Annotated in this window: 22 protein-coding genes; 11 read left to right on the forward strand and 11 right to left on the reverse strand. The window is 71.8% G+C overall.

The annotated features are described in order from the left end of the window. Window positions 1–64: 64 nt before the first annotated feature. From ACFYPG_RS15205 to ACFYPG_RS15235, 7 genes are all read right to left on the reverse strand, one after another. Complete coding sequence (locus tag ACFYPG_RS15205) at window positions 65–1153, reverse strand: uroporphyrinogen-III synthase (protein ID WP_355009632.1); 1089 nt, start codon at window positions 1151–1153, stop codon at window positions 65–67. Continuing rightward, a complete protein-coding gene (nirD, locus tag ACFYPG_RS15210) occupies window positions 1153–1500 on the reverse strand; it encodes a nitrite reductase small subunit NirD (RefSeq protein WP_355009633.1) in 348 nt (115 codons plus the stop codon). The genes ACFYPG_RS15205 and nirD overlap by 1 nt, the downstream gene beginning before the upstream one ends. Beyond that, window positions 1497–4034 (reverse strand): nitrite reductase large subunit NirB, encoded by a 2538-nt coding sequence (nirB, locus tag ACFYPG_RS15215; protein ID WP_355009634.1) that lies wholly within the window; start codon window positions 4032–4034, stop codon window positions 1497–1499. The genes nirD and nirB overlap by 4 nt, the downstream gene beginning before the upstream one ends. Beyond that, window positions 4031–5470 carry an FAD-dependent oxidoreductase gene (locus ACFYPG_RS15220; protein WP_355009635.1) on the reverse strand — a complete coding sequence of 480 codons (1440 nt, stop codon included), beginning with the start codon at window positions 5468–5470 and terminating at the stop codon, window positions 4031–4033. Before ACFYPG_RS15220 ends, nirB begins: the two co-directional genes overlap by 4 nt. Continuing rightward, the gene (locus ACFYPG_RS15225) at window positions 5467–7626 is read right to left on the reverse strand and encodes a molybdopterin oxidoreductase family protein (protein ID WP_387352343.1); all 2160 of its coding nucleotides are present in this window, start codon (window positions 7624–7626) and stop codon (window positions 5467–5469) included. The genes ACFYPG_RS15220 and ACFYPG_RS15225 overlap by 4 nt, the downstream gene beginning before the upstream one ends. Window positions 7627–7833: 207 nt before the next feature. After that, on the reverse strand, window positions 7834–8109 hold the full coding sequence (locus ACFYPG_RS15230) for a hypothetical protein (protein WP_355009637.1): 276 nt from the start codon (window positions 8107–8109) through the stop codon (window positions 7834–7836). After that, window positions 8106–8435, reverse strand: coding sequence for a hypothetical protein (locus ACFYPG_RS15235; protein ID WP_387352345.1), 330 nt, complete (start codon window positions 8433–8435; stop codon window positions 8106–8108). Before ACFYPG_RS15235 ends, ACFYPG_RS15230 begins: the two co-directional genes overlap by 4 nt. A gap of 266 nt (window positions 8436–8701) precedes the next feature. On the opposite strand from ACFYPG_RS15235, the gene ACFYPG_RS15240 reads away from it, so the two are divergent. The 9 genes from ACFYPG_RS15240 (at window position 8702) to glmM (ending at window position 15300) form a co-directional block, all read left to right on the forward strand. Beyond that, window positions 8702–9469: a DUF5753 domain-containing protein gene (locus ACFYPG_RS15240; RefSeq protein ID WP_387352347.1), complete on the forward strand. Its 768-nt coding sequence runs from the start codon at window positions 8702–8704 to the stop codon at window positions 9467–9469. After that, the gene (locus tag ACFYPG_RS15245) at window positions 9466–9660 is read left to right on the forward strand and encodes a DUF397 domain-containing protein (RefSeq protein ID WP_387352719.1); all 195 of its coding nucleotides are present in this window, start codon (window positions 9466–9468) and stop codon (window positions 9658–9660) included. The genes ACFYPG_RS15240 and ACFYPG_RS15245 overlap by 4 nt, the downstream gene beginning before the upstream one ends. 135 nt (window positions 9661–9795) lie before the next feature. After that, entirely contained in the window at window positions 9796–10491 is a 696-nt protein-coding gene (locus tag ACFYPG_RS15250; RefSeq protein ID WP_387352349.1) for a class I SAM-dependent methyltransferase, read from the forward strand. An 89-nt stretch (window positions 10492–10580) separates the two neighbouring features. Continuing rightward, window positions 10581–10838 (forward strand): DUF6364 family protein, encoded by a 258-nt coding sequence (locus ACFYPG_RS15255; protein ID WP_091403518.1) that lies wholly within the window; start codon window positions 10581–10583, stop codon window positions 10836–10838. Continuing rightward, window positions 10828–11121, forward strand: coding sequence for a hypothetical protein (locus tag ACFYPG_RS15260; RefSeq protein WP_091402325.1), 294 nt, complete (start codon window positions 10828–10830; stop codon window positions 11119–11121). The genes ACFYPG_RS15255 and ACFYPG_RS15260 overlap by 11 nt, the downstream gene beginning before the upstream one ends. A gap of 164 nt (window positions 11122–11285) precedes the next feature. Continuing rightward, entirely contained in the window at window positions 11286–12668 is a 1383-nt protein-coding gene (locus ACFYPG_RS15265; RefSeq protein WP_387352351.1) for a nitrate/nitrite transporter, read from the forward strand. Between the two features lie 209 nt (window positions 12669–12877). Then, on the forward strand, window positions 12878–13321 hold the full coding sequence (gene rplM, locus ACFYPG_RS15270; protein ID WP_053653864.1) for a 50S ribosomal protein L13: 444 nt from the start codon (window positions 12878–12880) through the stop codon (window positions 13319–13321). Between the two features lie 20 nt (window positions 13322–13341). Next, window positions 13342–13824: a 30S ribosomal protein S9 gene (gene rpsI / locus ACFYPG_RS15275; protein ID WP_355009642.1), complete on the forward strand. Its 483-nt coding sequence runs from the start codon at window positions 13342–13344 to the stop codon at window positions 13822–13824. Between the two features lie 120 nt (window positions 13825–13944). Next, window positions 13945–15300 carry a phosphoglucosamine mutase gene (gene glmM / locus ACFYPG_RS15280; protein ID WP_387352353.1) on the forward strand — a complete coding sequence of 452 codons (1356 nt, stop codon included), beginning with the start codon at window positions 13945–13947 and terminating at the stop codon, window positions 15298–15300. A gap of 18 nt (window positions 15301–15318) precedes the next feature. On the opposite strand, the gene ACFYPG_RS15285 is transcribed toward glmM, so the two are convergent. Further along, on the reverse strand, window positions 15319–16065 hold the full coding sequence (locus tag ACFYPG_RS15285; protein ID WP_355009644.1) for an ABC transporter ATP-binding protein: 747 nt from the start codon (window positions 16063–16065) through the stop codon (window positions 15319–15321). A gap of 5 nt (window positions 16066–16070) precedes the next feature. Next, entirely contained in the window at window positions 16071–18896 is a 2826-nt protein-coding gene (locus ACFYPG_RS15290) for an FtsX-like permease family protein (protein WP_387352355.1), read from the reverse strand. A gap of 73 nt (window positions 18897–18969) precedes the next feature. Between ACFYPG_RS15290 and ACFYPG_RS15295 the strand changes: the two genes are divergently transcribed. After that, a complete protein-coding gene (locus ACFYPG_RS15295; RefSeq protein WP_387352357.1) occupies window positions 18970–19620 on the forward strand; it encodes a PadR family transcriptional regulator in 651 nt (216 codons plus the stop codon). Here the strand turns inward: ACFYPG_RS15295 and ACFYPG_RS15300 are convergent. Beyond that, window positions 19586–20743 carry a pyridoxal phosphate-dependent aminotransferase gene (locus ACFYPG_RS15300; RefSeq protein WP_387352721.1) on the reverse strand — a complete coding sequence of 386 codons (1158 nt, stop codon included), beginning with the start codon at window positions 20741–20743 and terminating at the stop codon, window positions 19586–19588. The two genes, ACFYPG_RS15295 and ACFYPG_RS15300, sit on opposite strands and share 35 nt — an antisense overlap. Before the next feature lie 79 nt (window positions 20744–20822). Beyond that, window positions 20823–21848 carry an MmpS family transport accessory protein gene (locus ACFYPG_RS15305; RefSeq protein ID WP_387352359.1) on the reverse strand — a complete coding sequence of 342 codons (1026 nt, stop codon included), beginning with the start codon at window positions 21846–21848 and terminating at the stop codon, window positions 20823–20825. Window positions 21849–22085: 237 nt separating this feature from the next. Between ACFYPG_RS15305 and glmS the strand changes: the two genes are divergently transcribed. Beyond that, window positions 22086–23999, forward strand: coding sequence for a glutamine--fructose-6-phosphate transaminase (isomerizing) (gene glmS, locus ACFYPG_RS15310; RefSeq protein ID WP_355009648.1), 1914 nt, complete (start codon window positions 22086–22088; stop codon window positions 23997–23999). The last annotated feature ends 54 nt before the right edge of the window (window positions 24000–24053 follow it).

The following is a 24053-nucleotide window of genomic DNA, read 5'->3' on the forward strand; positions in this document are numbered from 1 at the left end:
GCCGGCCGTGACGTGTTCAGGGCGTGTGGCAGTGCCCTCGGCCTGACCGGGGACTCCGCACGCCCTAGTCGACCCGCAGCCGGTAGCCGCGCTTGACCACGGTCTGCACCACGCGGGGCGCGCGCAGCCCGGCCCGGAGCCGGGCGACGGCCATCTCGACGGCGTGCTCGTCCGCGCCCCGGGGCAGGGTCCTCAGCAACGCCGTGCGGGACAACACCCGACCCGGGGTCTGGGCCAGCGCCCGCAGCACCGCCATCGGCGCGGGCGCGAGCGGCCGCAGCTCGCCGTCGATCACCGCGGCGTGCCCGCGCAACGTGAGCAGGTGCCCGCCGGCCTTGAACGTCACGGTCCGGCGGGGCAGCTCGTCGACGATGGTCCGCACCAGTGCGCCCAACCGGGCCCGGCCGGGCGCGCTCACCGGCACCCCGTGCCGCAGCAGCGGCTCGGCGGTCACCGCCCCGACGCAGCTGGCCAGCACGTCGCCGCGCAACGCCGACAGCACCGCGTCGGTACGGTCGCCGGCGGCCCGCAGCAACGCCTCGGCCGCCGGTGCCGAGGTGAACGTCACCGCGTCCACCAGCCGACCGGCGATCAGGTCGATCAGCCGGTGCAGCGGCGCCGGATCGGTCGGCGGCGCCCAGCGGTAGACCGGCACCTCGATGACCGTGGCGCCCGCCGCCTCCAACGCGAGCGTGCACTCGGGCTGCCGCTCGCCGTGCAGCTGCATGGCGATGACCTGCCCGGCGACGCCACGCCGACGCAGGTGCTCGACCACCTCGTCGCAGCTCTCCGAGGCGGGTGACCACTGGTCGTGCAGCCCGGCCGCCCGGATCGCACCGCGTGCCTTCGGGCCGCGCGCCACCACGTACGAGCTGGCCAGCACGGAGCGCAGTGGCTCGGCCAGCCCCCAGCCCTCGGCCGCCTCCAACCAGCCGCGCATGCCGATGCCGGTGTTGGCCATCAGGATGTCCGGCGGCTGGTCGAGGCAGGCGCGGGTCGCCTCGCGCAGCTCGGTGTCGTCGGACAGCGGCACGATCCGCAGCGCCGGGGCGAGCACCACCCGGGCACCCCGCCGTTCGAGCAGCGCGGCCAACTCGTCGCGCCGCCGGTCGGCGGTCACCCCGATGGTGAAGCCCGCCAGTTCTTCGCGCATCAACCCTCCTGTCGCAGCCGCACCTCGACCAGCCCGTCGCGGCACCGTGCGTCGTGCCGAGCCACCGCCACCCCCGGCAGGTCGAGGCAGTGCCCGCTGCGCAGGTCGTACACCTGCTTGTGCAGCGGTGACGCGACGGTCGGCACTCCGCCGCGACTGCCGACGATGCCCCGGGACAGCACGTACGCCCCGGAGACCGGATCGCGGTTGTCGATCGCGAACAGCTCGTCGGCGGTCCGGAAGAGAGCGATCTGCACCCCGTCGACCAGGGCGGCGACGCCCCGGTCCGGTTCCAACCGGTCGAGCAGGCAGACGGTGGTCCAGGTCAGCGTGAGGGTCTGGGTCATCGCCGTACCTCCGGTAGGCCGAGGGTGACCGGTTGCCGACGGTGACCGTTGGTCGCCTCGGATCCGGTCGGGGACTGGTCGCGTACGGGAACCGGCTGGCCGCGTTCCCGGATGAAGGTGATCGACGGGTCGGGTACGTCGGGGGCGTTGACGAAGGAGGTGTAGCGGCGCAGCCGATCCGGGTCGTCCAGGACGTCGCGCCACTCGTCGGAGTACGACGAGACGTGTCGGGCCATCGCCGCGTCGAGGTCCTCGCAGAGCCCGAGCGAGTCGTCCACGATCACCGAGCGCAGATGGTCCAGGCCACCGTCCATCGCCTCGATCCAGCCGGCGGTGCGTTGCAGCCGGTCGGCGGTGCGGATGTAGTAGATGAGGAACCTGTCGATCAGCCTGATCAGGGCGTCAGTGGTCAGGTCGGTGGCGAACAGGTCGGCGTGCCGGGGTCGGAAACCGCCGTTGCCGCCGACGTAGAGATTCCAGCCGGTCTCGGTGGCGATGATGCCGAAGTCCTTGCTGCGTGCCTCGGCGCACTCCCGGGCGCAACCGGAGACAGCCGACTTCAGCTTGTGCGGAGCACGCAGCCCGCGATAGCGCAGCTCCAGCGCGACGGCCAGCCCCACCGAGTCCTGTACCCCGTACCGGCACCAGGTCTCGCCCACGCACGACTTCACAGTGCGCAGCGCCTTGCCGTACGCGTGCCCGGACTCGAAGCCGGCGTCGACCAGCCGCCGCCAGATCTGCGGCAGCTGCTCCACCCGCGCCCCGAACAGGTCGATCCGCTGCCCGCCGGTGATCTTCGTGTAGAGCTGGAAGTCCCGGGCGACCTCGCCGATCACGATCAGCTTCTCCGGGGTGATCTCGCCGCCCGGTATCCGGGGCACCACCGAGTAGCTGCCGTCGCGTTGCAGGTTGGCCAGGAAGTGGTCGTTGGTGTCCTGCAACGACGCCTGTTCGCCGTCGAGCACGTGCCCGCTGCCCAGCGAGGCGAGGATGGACGCCACCACCGGTTTGCAGATGTCGCAGCCGCGGCCCCGCCCGTGCTCGGCGACCAGCCGGGAGAAGGTGCGGATGCCGCGGACGCGGACGATCTCGAACAGCTCCCGCCGGCTGACGTCGAAGTGCTCGCAGAGCGCGCTGGACTGCGCCACCCCGGCCGCGTCCAGGAGCTGCTTCAGCATCGGCACGCAGGAGCCGCAACTGGTGCCGGCCCGGGTGCACGCCTTCAACGCCGGTACGTCCGCGCAACCGTCGGCGATGGCGGCGTCCACGTCGCCCCGGGTCACGGCGTTGCAGGAGCAGACCTGCGCGGCGGCGGGCAGCGCCCCGGCGTCCGCGCCGCCGCCGTCCGGGGCGAGCAGCGCCAACGGCGCGGCCGGCAGCGGGCCGCCCACACTGGCCCGCAGCGTCGGGTACGCGCTGGCGTCACCCACCAGCACCCCGCCGAGCAGTGTGTGCGCGTCGTCGGAGAGGACCAGCTTCGCGTAGACCCGGGTGGCCGGGTCGGTGAACGTGACGTCCAGGCAACCCTCGGTCGCGCCGTGGGCGTCGCCGAACGAGGCCACGTCGACCCCGAGCAGCTTGAGTTTGGTCGCGGTGTCCGCGCCGGGGAAGGTGGCCGCGCCGCCGACCAGCCGATCGGCCACCACCTCGGCCGTCGCATACCCCGGCGCGACCAGACCGTGGCAGGTGCCGTCGACCGCCGCGCACTCTCCGACGGCCCAGATCCGCTCGTCGGCGGTACGACAGGTCGCGTCGACCAGCACCCCGCCGCGCGGGCCCAGCGGCAGACCGGCGTCCCGGGCCAACTGGTCCCGGGGCCGGATGCCGGCGGCCACCACCACCAGCTCGGCGTCGAGGGCGGTGCCGTCGGACAGTTCCAGGGCCGCGACGCCGCCGTCCGGGCCGGGCCGGATCGCTGTGGTCGCCACCCCGAGATGGGTCCGTACGCCCAGTTCGTCGACGTAGCGGCGGAGCATCGCGCCGCCGGCCTGGTCCACCTGCACCGGCATCAGCCGGGGCGCGAACTCGACCACGTCGGTGCTCAGGCCGAGCAGTCGCAGGGCATTGGCGGCCTCCAGGCCCAGCAGACCACCACCGATGACGGCGCCGACCCGTCGACCCCGCGCGTACGCCCGGATCGCCGCCAGGTCGTCCAGGGTCCGGTAGACGAAGACCCCGGGCAGCTCCGTGCCGGCCACCGGCGGCACGAACGCGTACGACCCGGTGGCGAGCACCAGCGCGTCGTAGCGGTATTCGCCGACGGCGGTGGTCACCACCTGGCGGTCCCGGTCGACGGCGGTGGCCGGCTCGCCGAGGCGCAGCCGCACCCCGTCGTGCGGGGTGTGCAGGTTGAGTTCGCTCTCACTGACCCCGTCGAAGTACGCCGAGAGCCGCACCCGGTCGTACGCCGGGCGCCCCTCCTCGGCCAGCACCGTCACCCGCCAGTCGCCCTGTGGGTCACGGGCGCGCAGCGCGTCCACGAAACGCTGCCCGACCATGCCGTTGCCGATGACGATCAGTTCGCCGCCGCTCATCGCGTCACCTCCACCGATTCCGCCTGGCTCAGCCAGTCGACGATGCCGCTCACCGCGTCCCGGCATCCGCCGCATCCGGTGCCGGCCCGGGTCGCGGCCACCACCGCATCGACGGTCCGGGCGCCGGAGCGCCAGCTTCTGACCAGTGCGCCCTTGCTCACCGTGTTGCACTGACAGACCGTGGCCGCGTCCGGCATCAGCGCCGGTGAGGCGGCCGGCGTCGCGCCGACCGTGCCGAGTGCCCGGCCGAGCAGCAGCGCCCGGCGGTCACTCGGCACCGGCTGGGCACGGTCGAAGAGTTGGATCACCGTGCCGACCGCCGGGTTGTCGCCGAGCAGGATCGCGCCGATCAGCCGCTCGTCCCGGATCCGCAACCGGGCGTAGGTGCCCCGGGTCGGGTCGGCGAACGTCAACTCCTCGCCCGGTCCGCCACTGGCCGCGTCACCCATCGAGGCCAGGTCGATCCCGGCGGCCTTCAGCCGGGTCACCACCGGCCGGGGCCGGTACCGGGCCAGTGGGTCCGTGCCGCTCAGCACGTCCGCGAGCACCTGGGCCTGGGCCCAGGCGGGCGCGACCAGCCCGGTGAGCACGCCGTCGTGCTCGGCGCAGTCGCCGATCGCCGAGATGGACCGGTCGCTGGTGCGCAGCCGGTCGTCCACCACCACGCCGCGCCGCACGGTCAGGCCGGCGGCCTGCGCGAGTGTGGTGTCCGGGCGTACGCCACAGGAGAGCACCAGCAGGTCGGCGCGGAGCGTCCGGCCGTCGGCGAGGTCGAGGCGGACGCCGCTGGCGTCCGCGACCACGCCGGTCGCCGAAACCCCCAGTTGGACGGTGACGCCGAAACCGGCGAGCGTGCCCGCGAGCACCGCCCCGGCGGTCGGGTCCAATTGCCTTTCCATCAGGTGTTCTCGCGGGTGCACGACCGTGGTGGCCAGCCCTCGGGTGGCCAGCCCTCGGGCCGCCTCCAGGCCGAGTAAGCCGCCGCCGAGAACCAGCGCGCTGCGGGCGCCGTCCGCCGCGGCGAGGATCCGCCGGCAGTCGTCCAGGGTCCGGAAGAGCACCACCCGCTCCGGAAGGTTCGCCGGGTCGAGGCCGGGCAGTGGCGGCACCACCGCACGGGCGCCGGTGGCGAGCACCAGGTGGTCGTAACCGATTCGTTCGCCGTCGTCGGTGCGGACCTCCCGGGCGGACCTGTCGACGGCGGTCACCGGTACTCCGCTGCGCAGGTCGACGCCGTGCCCGGCGGCTTCGGTCAGCTCCACGTCCGGCTCGTCGATCCGGCCGGCCAGCAGGGTGGAGAGCAGGATCCGGTTGTACGCGCGGTGCGGCTCGGCCCCGAGCACTGTGACCTTCCGGTCTCCCTCCCGGGCGTGCAGCTCACCGGCGAGGCGTGCGCCCGCCATCCCGTTGCCGACGATGACCACCCGCGCGGTCATGCCTTCTCCACCCGGACCGCGCAGATCTTGAACTCGGGCATCCCGGAGATCGGGTCCACCGCGTCGTTCGTCACCGAGTTGGCGCGTCCCGCCCCCGCGTAGTGGAACGGGGCGAACACGGTGTCGGGTCGGATCCCGGCGCTGAGCCGGGCCGGCGCGCGGAACTCACCTCGTCGTGAGGTGACCCGCACCGGGTCGCCGTCGTCGATGCCCAGCCGGGTGGCCAGGTCGGGGTGCAGTTCGACGAACGCCTCCGGGGCGGCACGGCGGAGCGCCGCAACCCGTCGGGTCTGGGTGCCCGACTGGTACTGCGCCAGCACCCGACCGGTGGTGAAGTGCAGCGGGTACGTGGCGCAGACCTCCTCGGCGGCCGGCCGATGGTCGACGGGGTGGAAGCGGGCCCGGCCGTCCGGGGTGGCGAACCTGTTGGCGAAGAGTCGGGGCGTGTCCGGCCCTTCCTCGGTCGCACACGGCCAGTAGACCCCGTCGTCGGCGTCGATCCGGTCCCAGCTGATGCCGGCGTAGTCGGCGGCCCCGCCGGCGGATGCGCGGCGCAGCTCGGCGAAGACGACAGCCGGGTCGGCCGGGAACCGAGCCGCCGCCACGGCTTCCGGTCGCGTGTCGGCCGGTTGGGCGGTGGTTGCCTCGGCGGCTGCCAGCCGCACCGCCAGGTCGGAGATGATGGCGAGGTCGGTGCGGACGCCCGGCGGGGGAGGCCGTAGCGCGCGCCGACGCAGCACCCGACCTTCCAGGTTGGTCATGGTGCCGTCCTCCTCGGCCCACTGCGCGGTGGGCAGCACCACGTCCGCCAGCGCGGCCGTCTCGGAGAGCAGGAGGTCCGCGACGACAAGCAGGTCGAGGTCGCGCAGCCGGCCCTCGATGCGAGCCGCCCGGGGTGCCGAGACCACCGGGTTCGACCCGAACACCAGCAATGCGCGCGGGCCACCAGGGGTGCCGAGCGAGTCGAGCAGCTTGTAGGCGGGCACTCCCGGGCCGGGCAGTTCGTCGGCCGGCACGCCCCAGACCCCGGCCACGTGCTCGCGGGCCGCCGGGTCGTCGATCCGCCGGTAGCCGGGGAGCTGGTCGGCCTTCTGCCCGTGCTCCCGCCCGCCCTGGCCGTTGCCCTGGCCGGTGAGGCAGCCGTACCCCGAACCGTTGCGGCCGGGCAGACCGAGGGCGAGAGCGAGATTGACGTACGCGGTGACGGTGTCCACCCCCTTGGCGTGTTGCTCGGCGCCGCGCGCAGTCAGGATGATCACGCGACCGCCGGTGCCCAGCGCTCGGGCGGTCGCCTCCAGGTCGGCCACCGGCACCCCGGAGAGCTGTTCCGCGCGGGCCGGCCACCAGGCGGCGACGCCTCGGCGGACCGCGTCGAATCCGGTGGTGCGGTCGGCCACGTAGGCCCGGTCGACCCAGCCTTCGGTGAGAGCGATGTGCAGCAGCGCGTTGGCCACCGCGAGGTCGGTGCCGGGCAGCGGTTGCAGGTGCAGGTCAGCCTGGCGGGCGGTGGCGGTGACCCGGGGGTCGACGACGATCAGTTTCCCGCCGTTGCGGCGTTGCTCGGTGAGCCAGCGCACCAGCGGTGGCATGGTCTCCGCAGGGTTCGCTCCGACCAGCAGCAGGGTGTCGGCCCGGCCCAGGTCGGCGAGGGGGAACGGCAGCCCGCGGTCGATGCCGAAGGCCCGCATCCCGGCGGCTGCCGCCGAGGACATGCAGAACCGTCCGTTGTAGTCGATGTGCCTGGTGCGCAGCCCGATCCGGGCGAACTTCCCCAACGCGTACGCCTTCTCGTTGGTCAGGCCACCACCGCCGAAGACGGCGACCGCATCCCGGCCGGCGTCGTCCTGAACGGCGCGGATACCGGCGACCACCCGGTCGAGTGCGGTGTCCCAGCTCGCCGGGTGCAGCTCGCCGGTGGCCGCGTCGCGCACCAGCGGAGTGGTCAGCCGATCCGGGTGGTCGAGTAGTTCGGCGGCGGTCCACCCCTTCTGGCAGAGCCCGCCCCGGTTGGTGGGGAACTGGCGCGGGTGGACCGTCACACCGGTGTCGTCAGCGCGCAGTGTCATTCCGCACTGCAGTGCGCAGTACGGGCAGTGCGTCGCCACTTCCCGGGGCGTCAGCCCCGGTGCAGTTGCCGACCGTGCACCGTCTGTCATGTCGGGAAAGCGTGCCGCCGGGCGGTTTCCGGTCCGGGTCTCTTCTGTTTCGGTCCTGTCAAGTGGGGCTCACACCGCACAGGGGCAGCGAGCGCGTTGGAGGGTGCGGGTCGGAGCCTGTGGAGCTGAATCGCTGACGACATCGGTGGTCGATTCGTTTGCGACATCAGCTCCACAGCGACAGCGCACTCCACCCCGTGGAGGCGGTCAGCGCAGGTCGGCCCGGCGTGGCCGGCGGGTCAGAGACAGCCAGCCCAGGAACCGGGCGTGCAGTGCTCGCGGGTCAGGACGAAGGTTCAGGGAGTACAGGTCGTCGAACGCGTCCTGCATGTTCGCCGCCAGGTAGAACGCCAGGGCGATCGAGTGGCCGTAAAACTCGGTCGTGAGGTGAAGCTGAGCCGGCGCACACGGCCAGGGCGCCGCGCAGGTACGGCAGAGCCACGCCGGGCGCATCGGCTGGTGCGGGCGAGGTCGGCGGCTCATCCGACCCGCACCGGACCGCGCCTGACGGGCGTGCGGGTGGTCGGGCGACGGGCCGGCGGGGCGGGCGGGTCCGACCAGATCAGGCCCGCCGGCATCACGAACAGGGACCGGCGCGCGACCGCATCACCATTCGCGCCGAGCTGGTAACCGTCGATCCACACCCACCCGTCGTACGTCGGCCAGTCGAGAACGCGAATCACCCGGACGAAGATCGGGCGCAGGAACTGCACGCTCGCCGCGCGGGTCAGATGCAGGACCTCACCCGTGTGCGGCTTCCGCGGCGTGGGCTTCGGCGCGGGTCTCCGATCGGGCGGCTCATCCGGCACGGCGCTCTCCCTGGTCGTCACTGTGGGAAGGGGCCGCCCCGTGATGCTCACCCGTCGAGATCTTGGACAGTTTCCGTTACCAGGTAACGGAAACTGTCCAAGATCTGCGGCAGGCTGAGGGCCGCCCCGACACGAACGCGCCCGCCGGGTCTCAGGTCCCTACCGGCCGCGCCGTCTAATGAGCACTCTTTCTCAGGGTTGCGGGACGCACACACTCCGTAGCAGCATTCCTCTGGGACGTCTGGGACGTCGGCGAGGGGTCGAGAATGAATCAGGTACTTATCGCGGCGATGGCCGAAGCGGGGGAGACCGCCGAAAGTCTCGCTGGTCAGGTCGGAGTCGATCCGAAGACCGCCGCACGATGGGCCAATCCGGGACGCATTCCGCGCAGTCGGCACCGCGCTGAGGTCGCCCGGGTACTCGGCCGGGAGGTCGCTGATCTCTGGCCGGACGTCCTTGCCCGTCGGGAACCAGCATGGTTCCGGCCTTGGATCGACATCGAGCGCGAGGCGGTTGCGCTGCGATGGTTCGAGCTCGCATGGGTGCCCGGCCTCCTTCAGACCGAGGCGTATGCGCGGGCGACACTCGGTATGGAATCGCTGACCTCCGAAGAGATCGACGATCAGGTGTCCGCGCGGATGCTGCGGCACGCGATCCTGCACCGTTCCCGCCCGCCGCTGGTAGTCGCCGTGCTCGACGAGGCAGTGCTCCTGCGACGAACCGGGCGCAGCGCCGACCTGATGCGCGAGCAGTGTGAACACATCGCGACGTGTGCCGAGCTGCCGCACGTGCAGGTGCACGTCGTGCCCGCTGACACGCCGATGTATCTCGGCCTTGGTGGGCCGTTCACCATGGCCGAGATGCCCGACGGCACCCAGGTTGCGCATGTGGACGGCCAGGTGAGGGCTCAGATCATCGATGAAACGGTGGAAATTGCTACCCTTGGACGACGATGGGCGCGCATAGTTGGCGAAGCCCTACCGAGGGCGCAGTCTCTCGATCTCGTCAGGAAAGCGGCAGCGGCATGGACATGACCGGCGTGCAGTGGCGTAAGAGCATCCGCAGCGGCAGCAACGGCGGCAACTGCGTCGAGGTCGCTGACAACCTTCCCGGCGTTGTTCTCGTTCGCGACACCAAAGACCGCGACGGAGGGACGCTGACTTTCGGGCCGGCGGCATGGGCCGGCTTCGTCGATCTGGCGAAGGCGATCGGCCCCGTCGGCTGACCAACGCAGCACCAACTGCCCCCGGCGTCCTGGACATCACGGAACCGGGGGCCATTCGTGTGTCCAGGATGAGGTCCGCTCACCCCTGCGGTGCTTATAATGTGGGAAAATCGTCTCACTTGTTGGGAGTCCGCGATGAGCGTGACGGACGTCTTCGACGCCGTGGCCGGCACGTACGACGAGGCGCGTAGGCGGCTGGTGCCGTGCTTCGACAGCTTCTACGGCACCGCCGTCCAGGTGGCCGCGCCGCCGTTGCGGGCCGCGCTCGCCGCCGGGCGTACCCCGCAGGTTCTGGACCTGGGCGCGGGCACCGGCCTGCTCTCGTTGCTGCTCGCCGCGGCGGTGCCCGGAGTCCGGCTGACCCTGGTGGACGGAGCGCCGGCGATGCTCGCCCGCGCCACCGACCAGTTGGACGCGCGGTCCGTGCCACACCGAACGGTCCACGCCGACCTGGCCGACGAACTGCCGCCGGGCCGGTACGACGCGGTGGTCAGCGCGCTGGCGATCCACCACCTGGACGACGCCGGCAAGCGCGTGCTGTACCGGCGCGCCGCCGCCGCGTTGGCACCGGGTGGGGTGTTCGTCAACGCCGAGCAGGTGGCCGGCCCGACGCCGGAACTGGACCGGTGCTACGACGAGGTGTGGATGCAACGGATCACCGAGCTGGGTTCGTCCCCCGACGAGATCGCTGCTTCCCGGGAGCGGATGCGCCACGACCGCCCGGCGACAGTGGCCGACCAGTGTCGGTGGCTCGCCGAGGCGGGCCTGGTCGACGTCGACTGCTACTTCAAGGAGTGGCGCTTCGCGGTGTTCGGCGGCCGGGCCGGGTGAGCCCGGCGGAATGTGCGTTTCGCCGCCCGGGGACGAGCCGGTGAGCGCGGGGATGACTGTCGGTCATACCTCTGGGTAATCTGCTCGGCATGACTGCCAAGGTGACTCTCTCGTTCACGGACGAGACCATCGAGGAAGCGCGGCGGTTCGCCAAGCGCGAAGGGCTGTCGCTCTCCGCATGGATGGACCAGGCCGCCCGGGAGAAGGCGCTGCGCGAGGTCTTCACCGCGCACGCCGCCGCCGTGGGCCGCGCCAGCCTGGATCTGGAGTCTGCCGCGCTCGCCGACGCCCGCGAGGTGGGCATGGTCAACGACCTGTTCTCCGGCGGACGGCCGCGTGCTGCGTAGGGGTGAGATCTGGCGCATCGAAGGCGCCCGGGAACGCCTCGGCCTCGTGATCAGCTCGGACGTCTACAACTCCACCGACGTGCCCATCGTGATCGTGGTCGAGGTGGTCGAGGAATCGCTCCTGCGGGACTCGCCGCTCGCCGTGTCGATGGGCCGGTACGTGGTGATGCCCGACCGGATCTCCTCGCCCATGAAGAAGTGGTTCACCGCGTGCGTGGACGTCGCCGACACCGACACCATGCTCCGGGTCGGTCGGGCGCTGCGCATCCTCCAGCAGCTCTGACCGCAAGGGTGGCAGCTCTGCGCACGCCGCCCCCGGTGGCGTGCTCACCATCGCCGCCGGCCCGTGGTGCGATCCCCGTTTCCGGCCCGACCCGCGACGGGCACTGCCAGGTAACCGGCCGTTCCTAGCGTTTCTGCTCGTCACATCGACGAGGAGGAGCCGCCGTGAGCACGCTCACCAGCACCGTAGTCACCGCCGAGCCGCCCGCCGTCACCGGTCGTCGGCAGCCGCTGCACGACTGGCGCCCCGAGGACCCGGACTTCTGGCAGGCCACCGGCGCGCCGATCGCCCGGCGCAACCTCTGGGTCTCCATCTTCGCGGAGCACGTCGGCTTCTCGGTGTGGAGTCTCTGGTCGGTCACCGTGCTCTTCCTCGGCCCCGCGTACGGCATCGATCCGGCCGGGAAATTCCTGCTCACCGCCGTGCCGGCCGCCCTGGGCGCGGTGCTGCGGCTGCCGTACACGCTGGCGGTGGCCCGCTTTGGCGGACGACGCTGGACGATCATCAGCGCACTGCTGTTGCTGGTGCCCGCGGTCCCGATGACGGTGCTGCTGGAACCCGGCGTGTCCTACACCACCCTGATGGTGCTCGCCTGCCTCACCGGGGTCGGCGGTGGCAACTTCGCCTCCTCGATGGCGAACATCAACCTGTTCTACCCACAGCGGCTCAAGGGACGGGCGCTCGGGCTCAACGCCGGTGGTGGCAACCTGGGCGTACCCGCCGTGCAGCTCATCGGCCTGGCCGTCCTCGCCACCGCTGGTGCCGCGTACCCCCGGTTGGTGCCGGCGGTCTACCTGCCGCTGATCGTGCTGGCCGCGCTGGCGGCGGCCCGGTGGTTGGACACCGTGCCCGGCGCGCGCAACGAGCCGGGCGCGTTGCGGGAGGCGGCCCGCGACCCGCACACCTGGGTGATGTCGCTGCTCTACATCGGCACCTTCGGCTCGTTCATCGGCTTCGGGTTCGCCTTCGGGCAGGTGCTCCAGCTCCAGTTCGCCGAGCGGTTCCCGACCCCGGTCGACGCCGCCTGGCTGACGTTCCTGGGCCCGCTGGTCGGCTCGCTGATCCGGCCGCTGGGTGGGCACCTCGCCGACCGCTTGGGCGGGGCACGGGTGACCTTCTGGAACTTCGTGGCGATGGCGGCCGGCGCGAGCACAGTGCTGTACGCGGCCCGGGAGCGTTCGTTCGGGCTCTACCTCGCGGGGTTCCTCGCCCTCTTCGTCTTCTCCGGCGTCGGCAACGGCTCCACGTACAAGATGATCCCGGCGATCTTCCGGGCCCGGTCGGCGGACGCGGTGGCCACGGGTCAGCGTGATCCGGAGGCGGCCGCGCGGTGGGCGCGGCGGATGACCGGCGCGTTGATCGGCATCGCGGGTGCGATCGGCGCCTTCGGCGGGGTGCTGGTCAACATCGCGTTCCGCCAGTCGTTCCTCAGCTCGGGCAACGCCGACGCCGCCTACCTGGCCTTCATTGGCTGGTACGCGTTGTGCTTCGCGGTCACCTGGGTGGTCTACCGCCGTCCGAGGGCCGGTCGACTCACCAACGTGTGAGCTGAGACACCCTCGGCGCGTCGCCGCGCGGGACGGCACCCCCGTTTTGACCTGCGGACCGGGCGCCGGGTATCGTTGCCTGCTGTTGTACGACATCCAGAGGCGTGCCCCTTCAGGTACGCTTGGTCGTTCGTGCGCGCTGGTCCGGCCTGCTAGATCTGGTCACCTCGGCGCGCGACCCCAGACCGACGACGAGACAAGGTAGACCTGTGCGTACGTACAGCCCGAAGCCGGGTGAGATCGAGCGTCAGTGGCACGTCATCGACGCCTCTGATGTCGTGCTGGGCCGCCTGGCCACCCACGCCGCCACGTTGCTGCGTGGTAAGCACAAGCCGACTTTCGCGCCGCACGTCGACACGGGCGACTTTGTCGTCATCGTGAACGCGGGCAAGGTTGCGTTGACCGGCAACAAGCGCCAGACCAAGGTCGCTTACCGCCACTCGGGTTACCCGGGTGGTCTGAAGCAGATCGGCTACGACGAGCTGCTGACCAAGCGTCCCGAGCGGGCCATCGAGCTGGCTGTGAAGGGGATGCTCCCGCACAACAAGCTCGGCCGTCAGCTGATCAAGAAGCTGAAGGTCTACGCCGGTGCCGAGCACCCGCACCTCGCGCAGCAGCCGGTGCCGTTCGAGATCAAGCAGATCGCGCAGTGAGCGCGGGCGAAGGAAGCAGCATGACCGACATCATCGAGACCGAGGTCGCCCCGGAAGCTCCGGAAGCCCCCGAGGCCACCGAGGCGCCGGCGCCCGTTGCCCGCGCGCCTCGTGGTGACCGGCCGATCCAGACCGTGGGCCGCCGCAAGGAGGCCATCGTCCGGGTCCGCATCATCCCGGGCACCGGCAAGATCACCTGCAACGGCCAGGACCTCGAGTCCTACTTCCCGAGCAAGGTGCACCAGCAGCTCATCAAGGACCCGCTGGTCACCGCCGAGAAGCTCGAGCAGTTCGACGTGATCGCCAACCTGCGTGGCGGCGGCACCACCGGCCAGGCCGGTGCGCTCCGGCTGGGTATCGCCCGCGCGTTGATCATCAACGAGCCGGACGACCGCCCGGCCCTCAAGAAGGCCGGCTTCCTCACCCGTGACGCCCGGGTCAAGGAGAGCAAGAAGTACGGCCTCAAGAAGGCCCGTAAGGCTCCCCAGTACTCGAAGCGCTGATCTTTCCCAGCGCGTTGTACTTCTGACGGACGGCCGGTCCGCCTCCCCCTCGTTGGGGGGAGGTGGGTCGGCCGTTCCGCTTTCTCCTCACTGGCAGTGCACTTTCGGAGGTTGGCGGGTATGGGTCGGTTGTTCGGCACGGACGGCGTACGCGGGCGGGCGAACGCGGATCTCACCCCGGAATTGGCGCTGGCGCTCGCGGTGGCCGCCGCGCACACACTCGCCGAGACGGACCGCAGTCATCCGCCGCTCGCCGTCGTCGGTCGCGACACCCGCGCCAGCGGCGAGATGCTGGAGGCCGCCGTGGTCGCCGGGCTGACCAGCGCCGGTGCCAACGTGGTGCGGGTCGGCGTGCTGCCCACCCCGGCGGTGGCGTTCCTCACCGCCGAGGCCAAGGCCGACCTGGGTGTGATGCTCTCCGCGTCGCACAACCCGATGCCGGACAACGGCATCAAGCTCTTCGCCGCCGGAGGGCACAAGTTGCCCGACGAGATCGAGATGCAGATCGAGGCGGCCGTCGAGACGAACGCCACCACCGCCTGGGACCGGCCGACCGGTGCCGGCGTCGGCCGGGTGCACGACCTGCTCGACGGTGCCGACCACTACGTCCAGCACCTGGTGGGCACCGTTCCGCACCGGCTCGAGGGGATCAAGGTCGTGGTCGACTGCGCCAACGGCGCAGCCGCCGAGGTCGCCCCGGTCGCCTACCGGGAGGCCGGCGCGGAGGTCATCGCCATCCACGCGGAGCCCGACGGGCTGAACATCAACGACGACTGTGGCTCCAACCACATCGAGGCGCTGCGCGCCGCCGTGGTCGAGCACGGCGCTCACCTGGGCATCGCCCACGACGGCGACGCCGACCGCTGCCTGGCGGTCACCGCCGACGGCGACGAGGTGGACGGCGACCAGGTCATGGCGATCCTCGCGCTGGCCATGCGGGACGCCGGCACGCTCACCCAGGACACCCTGGTGGCCACCGTGATGAGCAACCTCGGGCTGCGGCTCGCGATGTCCGCGCAGGGCATCCGCCTGATCGAGACCAAGGTCGGTGACCGGTACGTGCTGGAGGAGCTGCGCGCCTCCGGGCTGGCGCTCGGCGGTGAGCAGAGCGGCCACATCGTGATGCCCGCGCACTCCACCACCGGCGACGGGGTGCTGACCGGCCTGCACCTGATGGCTCGGATGGCGGCCACCGGCCAGTCCCTCGCCGAGTTGGCCTCGGTGGTCACCAAGCTGCCCCAGGTGCTGATCAACGTGCCGGTCGGCGACCGGACCGTCGGCGCCGCCGCACCCGCGGTACGCGCCGAGGTCGAGCGGGCCGAGGCGGAGCTGGGGGAGACCGGCCGGGTGCTGCTGCGCCCGTCGGGCACCGAACTGCTGGTCCGGGTGATGGTCGAAGCGGCCACCGAGGCGACCGCCCGTGAGGTCGCCGAGCGGATCGCCGAGCTGGTCCGCACCGCGAGCCCGGTCGCCTGAGACCACCTCGGGGCGGTGTCACAACCGCAGTCGGGCCGCCCGCTCGTACGTGTCGGCGGGGTCCTCGCCGTCGGTGAGGTCGAGGTCCTCGGTGACGCGTCCGTCGGTCAGTCGGACCAGTCGGTCGCAGCGGGCAGCGATGGCCTGTTCGTGGGTGGCGAGCAGGATGGTCATGCCGTGCCGGTCACGGAGGTCGAGCAGCAGGTCGAGGATCTGCCCGCCGGTGGTGGAGTCGAGGTTGCCGGTGGGCTCGTCGGCCAGGAGTAGGCCCGGCGCCCCCATCAGGGCGCGGGCGATGGCGACCCGTTGCTGCTGGCCGCCGGAGAGCTGCGCGGGCAGGGCGCGCTCCCGCCCGGCCAGGCCGACCGCGTCGAGCAACTCGCGGGCTCGGGTCGCGTGGTCGGCCCGGCCCCGCCGGGGGAGGACCGGCGCGATCACGTTGTCCAGCACGCTGAGTGCGGGCAGCAGGTGGTAGCGCTGGAACACGAACCCGACCCGTTGCCGGTAGCGGGCCAGTGCGGCCCGGCGCAGGTCGCTGACCACCACGTCGTCGACGGTCACGGTGCCCTCGTCGGGCTGCTCGATCGCGCCGATGAGATGCAGCAGCGTCGACTTGCCCGATCCGCTCGGCCCGGTCAACGCCACCACCGAGCCGGCCGCGACGGACACTGACACGTCGTCGACAGCGGTCAGCTGGTCCGCCCCGGTGCCGAATCGTCGGGTCAGGTGGTCGACCGAGATCGCGCTACCGATCTGCTCGCTCATGACTGCTACTCCTCTGCCAGAAGTCGGGCGGGTCGTAGGCGCGGCAACAGGGCGGCGGGCACCAGCGCGGCGACGGCGCTCACCAGCGTGCCCGCCAGCGCGACCAGTGCGGCCACCAGGACCAGCGCGCCGGGAAGGGCGCCGATCAGCCAACCCGCGCTGACCAGGCCGATCACCGCGCCGGTCGTCGAACCGACGAGCCCCAGCGCCAGCCCCTCGTACCCGACCAGCCGGCCGAGGGCGGCGTCGGTCCAGCCGATCGCCCGCAGGGTGGCCAACTCGGCGGCCCGGTCGCGGATGTTCAGGTAGAGCACGTCCGCCACCGCGGCGGCACCGAGCAGCACTGTGGCCGCTGCGGCCACGGTGTCCGCGCCGCGCACGCTCAGCGAGACCACGTCGCCGAGCACGCTGCCGACGATCGCGCCCCGGAACGCCCACGCGGCGGCGGTGACCAGCGTCAGCGCGGCCACCCCGATGGCCAGCGCGCCGGCGCCGAGGAACGTGCGCCCGGGGGTGCGGGCCAGATTCACCAGCGCCAACCCGAAGAGGGTGCGTGGCCGGCGTACCCAGCGGGCCGGAGCGACGATGGGGCGGAGGGCGGCGGCCGGGTGGGTGCGCGCGGCCCGCAGCGCCGGCACCAGGCCCGCGGCCACCGCGAGCAGCAGTGCCACGGGTACGGCCAGGGCGGACCGCCGCCAGTCGACGTCGATGCCGAGCGCGATTCCGAGCGGGATCGCGAGTATCAGCGAGAGCAGACCCGCGATGAGCCCGAGCAGGGCGACCTCGCCCAGGATCAGCGCCGCGATGCGGCGGACCGGCCAGCCGAGACAGGACAGCACCGCCAACTCGGAGCGCCGGTCCCGGACGGCGGCGCTGACCGCGTTGCCGAGGAAGAGCACGCAGACCACCAGCACCAGCACGAAGAGCACCAGGCTCTTACGGTCCACCGCCTGGGTGATGATCGAGGCCACACCGAGCGCCGACCAGTTCTCGGTCAACCGCAGCATCGGCCGGCCGAACGAGCCGGCGGGCAGCTCCACTGTCTGCGGCGCCCCCGACGAGCCGAGGGTGATGTCGACGTCCAGCCCGGTACGTGCCGCGATCTGCTCGGCGACCAGTCGGACCCGCTCGGCCGACCGCTCGCTGTAGCCGTCCACGTCGGCCACCCGTACCCGGACAGCGCTGATCGGGGCCTTGGCCTGTGGCCCGCCGCCACCCTCCAGGATCTTCGGCACGCTGCCGAGGTTGGTGAGCAGCAGCGGCGGCGCGGAGAGATAGCCTGCGGGATTGCCGCTGGGTGCCAGCGGCTGGCCGCCCAGCGCTGCCCGGCTGCGGTCGTCGGCACCCTCTGCCGTCGGTGCCTGGTAGGTCTCCAGCGGCAGTTGGCCGAGGTCACTGAACCCGGCCAGCCGGCCCGGGTCGAAGACACCGACAGCCCGCCAGAAACGATTGGCGGTGTTCGCGCTCACAGCTAGCGGCAGCGCCCGTATCGACCGGGAACCGGTGTCGTCGGCGAGCCAGGGTCGGGGCAGCGGGTTGTACGTCTCCAACTTGCCGTACACCTCAGGGTCGCCGGGCGGTTGCTGGCGGGCCCGCAGGCTGCCGTCGGGTAGCGGGTCGTACTGCACCTCGGTCGACTGCACGACCGTCTGAAGTTGGCCGTGGCAGCACCCGGCCATGGAGAGCTCCTCGGTGAGCATCGCCTGGTGCCCGGCGGTGAGGTCGTACCGAGCGGACCCGGCGGGAGTCCCCCCGGGGCGGTTCAAGGTCTTCTCCAGGTCGATCGCCTCCACCCCGGCGGGGCTGATCGCGAGCCGGGTGAACCTGGCCGCCAGCGACTCGTCGATGAAGGGACGGTTGGTGACGAGGACCGGGACCTCGTGGTTGTCCGCCGAGCCCCGGCGGTTGACGGCGACCCTGTCGTCCGTGCGGACGGCTCGACCGGTGACCACGGCATCGTCGAGCCCGACGAGTTGTTCCTCGGCCGCCGGGTCCACAGCGGCCAGGAGGAACGGCACTGTCAGGTCGTACGCCATCACCAGCCGGTCGGTGGGTGTGGCGGAGCCGTCCCGGTCGGTGGCGAGGACGTAGGCGTCGGCTTGGAACCGGCCGTCGGGCAGCAGTTGGACGGCGTGCAGGGACCAGTCCTCGCGCTCGGAGTAGGTGCCCGGGTTGCCCAGCAGCGCGTATCCCGGATCGCAGATGGGAAGGCTGCGCCCGTCCGGCTGCACCTCGCGGGGGACCGGCCCGCAGGTGTCCGACCAGGGGTAGGACCGCCCATCGGAGTACGGCACGGCGTCACCGAGGGTCTCCCAGTCGATCCGGGGGTAGATCAACGGCTTCGTGGTCACGTACACGTACCGGGGTTTGCCTGGCGCGCTGGAGAGACCCCGTTCGGCGTGGAAGGTCGGGTCGACCCGGATGAGCTGCTGGTCCAACGAGCGGTCGACGGCGCCGGTGAGGTCGATCGGCGTCGGTAGCAGGGTGGTGGAATAGCCGAGCATCGCGATCGGGGCCGCCACCTCGATGCCGGGGACCGTCGTCACCTGCTCGTACTGCTCGGTGGTGATGCCACCGAAGAGTCCGGAGAGATAGTTGGGGCGGACCAGCCCGCGCTCGGCTTCGAGCGGCGTGCGGGTCCCCTTGGGACGGACGAGGATTTCGTAGGCGACCTGGGTGTTGCGCTCGACCGTGCCCGCGACGTCCAGACGAGAGGTGGTGGTGGCGCCGGTCAGGACCACGAAGCCGGTGGTGGCCACCAGCACGCCGACCAGCAGCGCCACCGACCGCCCCGCACGGCCGCGCAGCTGTCTCCAGATGAAGCCGAGCATCGCGCCTCCCCGTGTGCTGACACCCACTCTGCGCGATACATTGTGACAATGCAAGACCCGTACCGGAGGTGACATGGCGATCCAGCACGCTGTCCTCGCCCTGCTCGCTGGTGGCCCGAGCCACGGCTACCAGCTCAAGGGCGCGTTCGAAGCCGCCGTCGGCCCGCAGTGGGGGCCGCTGAACATCGGCCACCTCTACCAGATCCTCGACCGGCTCTCCCGGGATGACCTGGTCGTCGCCGAACGGCAACCGCAGCCGATCAAGCCGGATCGGGTGGTCTACGAGATCACCCCTGCCGGCCGCGCGGAGCTGGCGCGGTGGCTGACGGAGCCGAGCCCGCGCAGCGGCGGATTCCGGGACGACTTCTTCCTCAAGGTCACCGCCGCCGCCCGGTCCGGCTCCGCAGCCACGGTCCGCGCGGTGCTGAGCAACCAGCGTGGCCACCTGCTGCGCGAGCTGCGCAATCTGGACGGCCTGCGGCGGGCCGCCGAGGACCCGGTGGTCGGGTTGCTGCTCACCGCGGCCAGCCGGCACGTGAGCGCGGACCTGTCGTTCGTGGACGACGCCGAGGCGGTGCTGCTCGGTGACGACGGTCAACTGCTCAGCCGACTCGCGACGTCGACAGCCGATCAGTCGGCGACCGACCCGGGACCGACCGGCTCCGGGCGGGTCAGCGGCTCGGGGCGGGTCAGCGGCTCCGGCCCAGAGCGTGCAGCCGGCTGACCGCCTCGGTCAGCACCTCCGGGCGCTTGCAGAAGGCGAACCTGACCAGCCGCCGGCCCGCGTCGACGTCGTCGTAGAAGACCTGGGTGGGCACCGCCACCACACCGCAGCGCTCCGGCAACGAGCGGCAGAACTCCACCCCGTCCCGGCCGCCGAGGGCGGTGATGTCGGCGGTGACGAAGTACGTCCCCTCCGAGTCGAGCACCTCGAAACCGGCGTCGGTCAGACCACCGACGAGCTGGTCCCGCCGCTGCTGGAGACCGTCCCGGAAGCCGGTGTAGTAGGCGTCCGGCAGGGCCAGCGCCACGGCCACCGCCGGTTGCAGCGGCGCGGCGTTGACATAGGTGAGGAACTGCTTCACCCGGAGCAGCGCCGAGACCAGCGCCGCCGGGCCGCTCGCCCAGCCGACCTTCCACCCCGTGCAGGAGAACGTCTTGCCGGCCGACGAGATGCGCAGCGTCCGCTCCCGCATCCCGGGCAGGCTGGCCAGCGGCACGTGCGGGCTCGACGCGTCGGTGAAGACCAGGTGCTCGTACACCTCGTCGGTGACCGCGTACGCGCCGAACTCCTGACACAACTCGGCGACCTGCGCCAACTCGGCAGGGGTGAAGACCTTGCCGGTCGGGTTGTGCGGCGAGTTCAGCAGCACCAGCCGGGTACGTGGGCCGAACGCCGCACGCAGCGCCGCCGGGTCGAAGGCGTACCGGCCATCGGCCGAGGGGCGCAACGTCACCGGCCGGCGGACCGCGCCGGCCAACGCGATCGAGGCGGCGTACGAGTCGTAGTACGGCTCGAAGCACACCACCTCGTCGCCGGGTTCGCAGAGCGCGAGGATGCTCGCCGCGACCGCCTCGGTCGCGCCCGCCGTGATCACGATCTCGCTGTCCGGGTCGTACGCCAGGTCGTAGAACCGCCGCTGATGCGCCGCCACGGCCGTGCGCAGGGCGGGGATCCCCGGGCCGGGAGGGTACTGGTTCTGCCCGTTGCGCAGCGCCTCGGCGGCGGCGGCCAGCATCTCCGGTGGGCCGTCGGTGTCGGGAAACCCCTGGCCGAGGTTGACCGCGCCGGTGCGTACGGCGAGGGCGGACATCTCGGCGAAGATCGTCGTTCCGAACGGCCGCATCCGGGCCACCAGCGGGTCGACATCGGTGCTCGTCGTCACCTGTGCCAGCCTACGGCCATACCCGGCTCGGACCCCAGCCTCAGTCGCGCCCGCAACTGGTCGCCCAGTAGCCCCGGGTCTTGTCGACGACCGGCTTGCCGGCACCGGTGACCGTGACGGTGCAGTCGAGTGGTCTCTCACCCTCGTCGTCGGACCATCTGGCCTCCACCATCACCCTGGTCTTGCCGTTGGTGCGGATGGTGGTGCGCCAGGGCAGTTTCTGGCCGTCGACGTGGATGAGGTCACTCTCGGCGTCGAAGTACGCCAGGTCGACGACACCCGACCCGCTGAGCTGGTAGACCACCGTCACGGGTGCCGGTCCTGAGGTCGGTCGGGTGATCGGCTTCTTGCTGGGGGTGGGGGACGTGGTGGGCGGCTGCGGGGCGGTGGGTCGCTCCGGGATGATCGGCCCGGTGGTGGGCTCCGTCCAGCCGTCGTCGTCGGGGACGACCCACGGCTCCTCGGCGACCGGGTCCGGGTTTGCCTGGTCGAGCCACAGGCCGGCCACGCAGAGGCAACCACACACCAGTAGGACGAGTGCCACGACGGCCGCGACGACGATCCCGACGATCCGCCCGCTGCTCGTGGTCGTCTTGCCAGGGACCTGCGGATACCCGGGGTAGGCGTAGGGCGGCGGATAACCGGGCGGCGGCCAGCCGGTGCCGGGGGGCGGATAGCCGGGCGGCGGATAGCCGGTGCCGGGCGGCGGCCAGCCAGCGGTCTGCGGCTGCCCGTCGGGCGTGGGCCACCCGATCGGCGGTGGCGATCCGGCCGACGGCGGGCCTGAGGAGTCGGGCGACCACGGGGGTGTCTGCGGGTCGGGCGACCACGGCGTCGCGGACGGTTGCGGCGTCCACTGGGTGGCGGGCGGCGACGGCGTCCACGGCGCGGCCGGCGGGGGTGGCTCCCAGGGGGCCTGCGGGGCCCACGGCTGGCCCGGCGCCAGCGGGTCGGGGGCCGGAGACGAAGCCGTGGACGGCGGCGCCGTCGGGTCCGGCGGAAGTGCCTGGGAAGCCGGGTCCGGAGCGGACGAGGGGGTCGGGTCGGGCGGCGTCGCGTCGGACATGGCTGCTCCGGGCGGGAGTGGGTATGGGACGAACGGGCCGTGGACGGGAGCGCCAAACCCGCCGAGAGACTTCCGCACCCGAAGGCGTGTCGCAACCCCGCCCTGAGGAGCGGGGCGCGAGGGGCCCGTGACGCTCGTCCCGTTGCGGCCGCGTAGGCACTGATCGCTCAGATTCCGTGATTGATAACCCGACTTTCGAGCAACCAACGTGAGTGAAACTGGGTTAGGCTGCGGGCCATGTGTGGAATCGTGGGATACGCGGGCGCGCGCCCCGCACTCGGCATCGTCCTCGACGGGCTGCGGCGGCTGGAATACCGTGGCTACGACTCGGCAGGCGTCGCGATCGTCTGTGACGATCAGCTGCTGACCGAGAAGAAGGCCGGCAAGCTGGCCAACCTGGAGAAGGTGCTGTCCGAGCGGGCCGCCGACGACCCGACCTCCTGCGCGGCCAGCCCGATCGGCATCGGTGACGGCACCACCGGCATCGGGCACACCCGGTGGGCCACCCACGGCGGCCCGACCGACCGCAACGCCCACCCGCACGTCGCCCCCGACGGGCGGGTCGCGGTGATCCACAACGGCATCATCGAGAACTTCGCCAAGCTCCGCGCCGAGCTGGAGGCCGACGGCGTCCAGTTCACCAGCGACACCGACACCGAATGCGCCGCGCACCTGCTCGCCGCCGCGCTGGCCGACCTGCGCGCCGCCGGCCAGCCGGACAGCCCGCAACTGCTCGCCGCCGGCATGCGCGTGGTCTGCCAGCGCCTGGAGGGCGCGTTCACGCTGCTCGCCGTGGACGCCTCCGTGCCCGGTGCGGTCGTCGGCGCCCGACGCAACTCGCCGCTGGTGGTCGGCCGGGGCGACGGGGAAAACTACCTGGCCAGCGATGTGGCCGCGTTCATCGAGCACACCCGGGAAGCGGTCGAGCTGGGCCAGGACCAGATCGTGCTGATCACCGGTGACAGCATCGAGATCACCGACTTCGAGGGCCAGCCCGCCGCCGGCCAGGACTTCCACATCGACTGGGACTCCTCGGCCGCGGAGAAGGGCGGCTACGACTGGTTCATGCTCAAGGAGATCGAGGAGCAGCCGCAGGCCATCGCCGACACGCTGCTGGGCCGGCTCACCGAGAGCGGTGAGATCGCCCTCGACGAGGTCCGCCTCAGCGACCAGGATCTGCGCGACGTCGACAAGATCTTCATCGTGGCCTGCGGCACCGCGTACCACGCCGGCATGGTCGCCAAGTACGCCATCGAGCACTGGACCCGGATCCCGTGCGAGGTGGAGCTGGCCAGCGAGTTCCGCTATCGCGACCCGGTCCTCGACCGGTCCACGCTGATCGTGGTGATCTCGCAGTCCGGCGAGACGATGGACACCCTGATGGCACTGCGCCACGCCAAGGAGCAGAAGGCCCGGGTGCTGGCGATCTGCAACACCAACGGCTCGACCATCCCCCGCGAGTCCGACGCTGTCCTCTACACCCACGGTGGGCCGGAGATCGCCGTCGCCTCCACCAAGGCGTTCCTGACCCAGGTCGTCGCCTGCTATCTCATCGGCCTGCACCTGGCCCAGGTGCGCGGCATCAAGTTCGCCGACGAGGTGGGCGCGGTGGTCGCGCAGCTGCAGGAGATCCCCGGCAAGCTGCGTGAGCTGCTCGACCGGATCGAGCCCGTCCGCGAGCTGGCCCGGGAGCTGAAGTCCGAGCCGACGGTGCTGTTCATCGGCCGGCACGTCGGCTACCCGGTGGCCCTGGAAGGCGCGCTCAAGCTCAAAGAGTTGGCGTACATGCACGCCGAGGGCTTCGCCGCCGGTGAGCTGAAGCACGGCCCGATCGCCCTGATCGACAAGGGCACCCCGGTCATCTGCGTGGTGCCCTCGCCGGTGGGCCGGGGCATGCTGCACGACAAGGTCGTCTCCAACATCCAGGAGGTACGGGCGCGGGGCGCGCGGACCATCGTGATCGCGGAGGAGGGCGACGAGGCGGTCGTCCGGTACGCCGACCACCTGATCTACGTGCCGCGTACGCCCACCCTGCTGGCCCCGCTCGTCACCACTGTCCCGTTGCAGGTGCTCGCCGCCGAGATCGCCGCCGCCCGGGGACACGACGTGGACCAGCCCCGCAACCTGGCCAAGTCGGTCACGGTCGAGTAGGCACCCCGCACCTCCGGAACCCCGGTCGCCGCGCTCCGCCGCGGCCGGGGTTCC

It is taken from the genome of Micromonospora sp. NPDC005553, from assembly GCF_042871765.1.
Taxonomy (GTDB): domain Bacteria; phylum Actinomycetota; class Actinomycetes; order Mycobacteriales; family Micromonosporaceae; genus Micromonospora.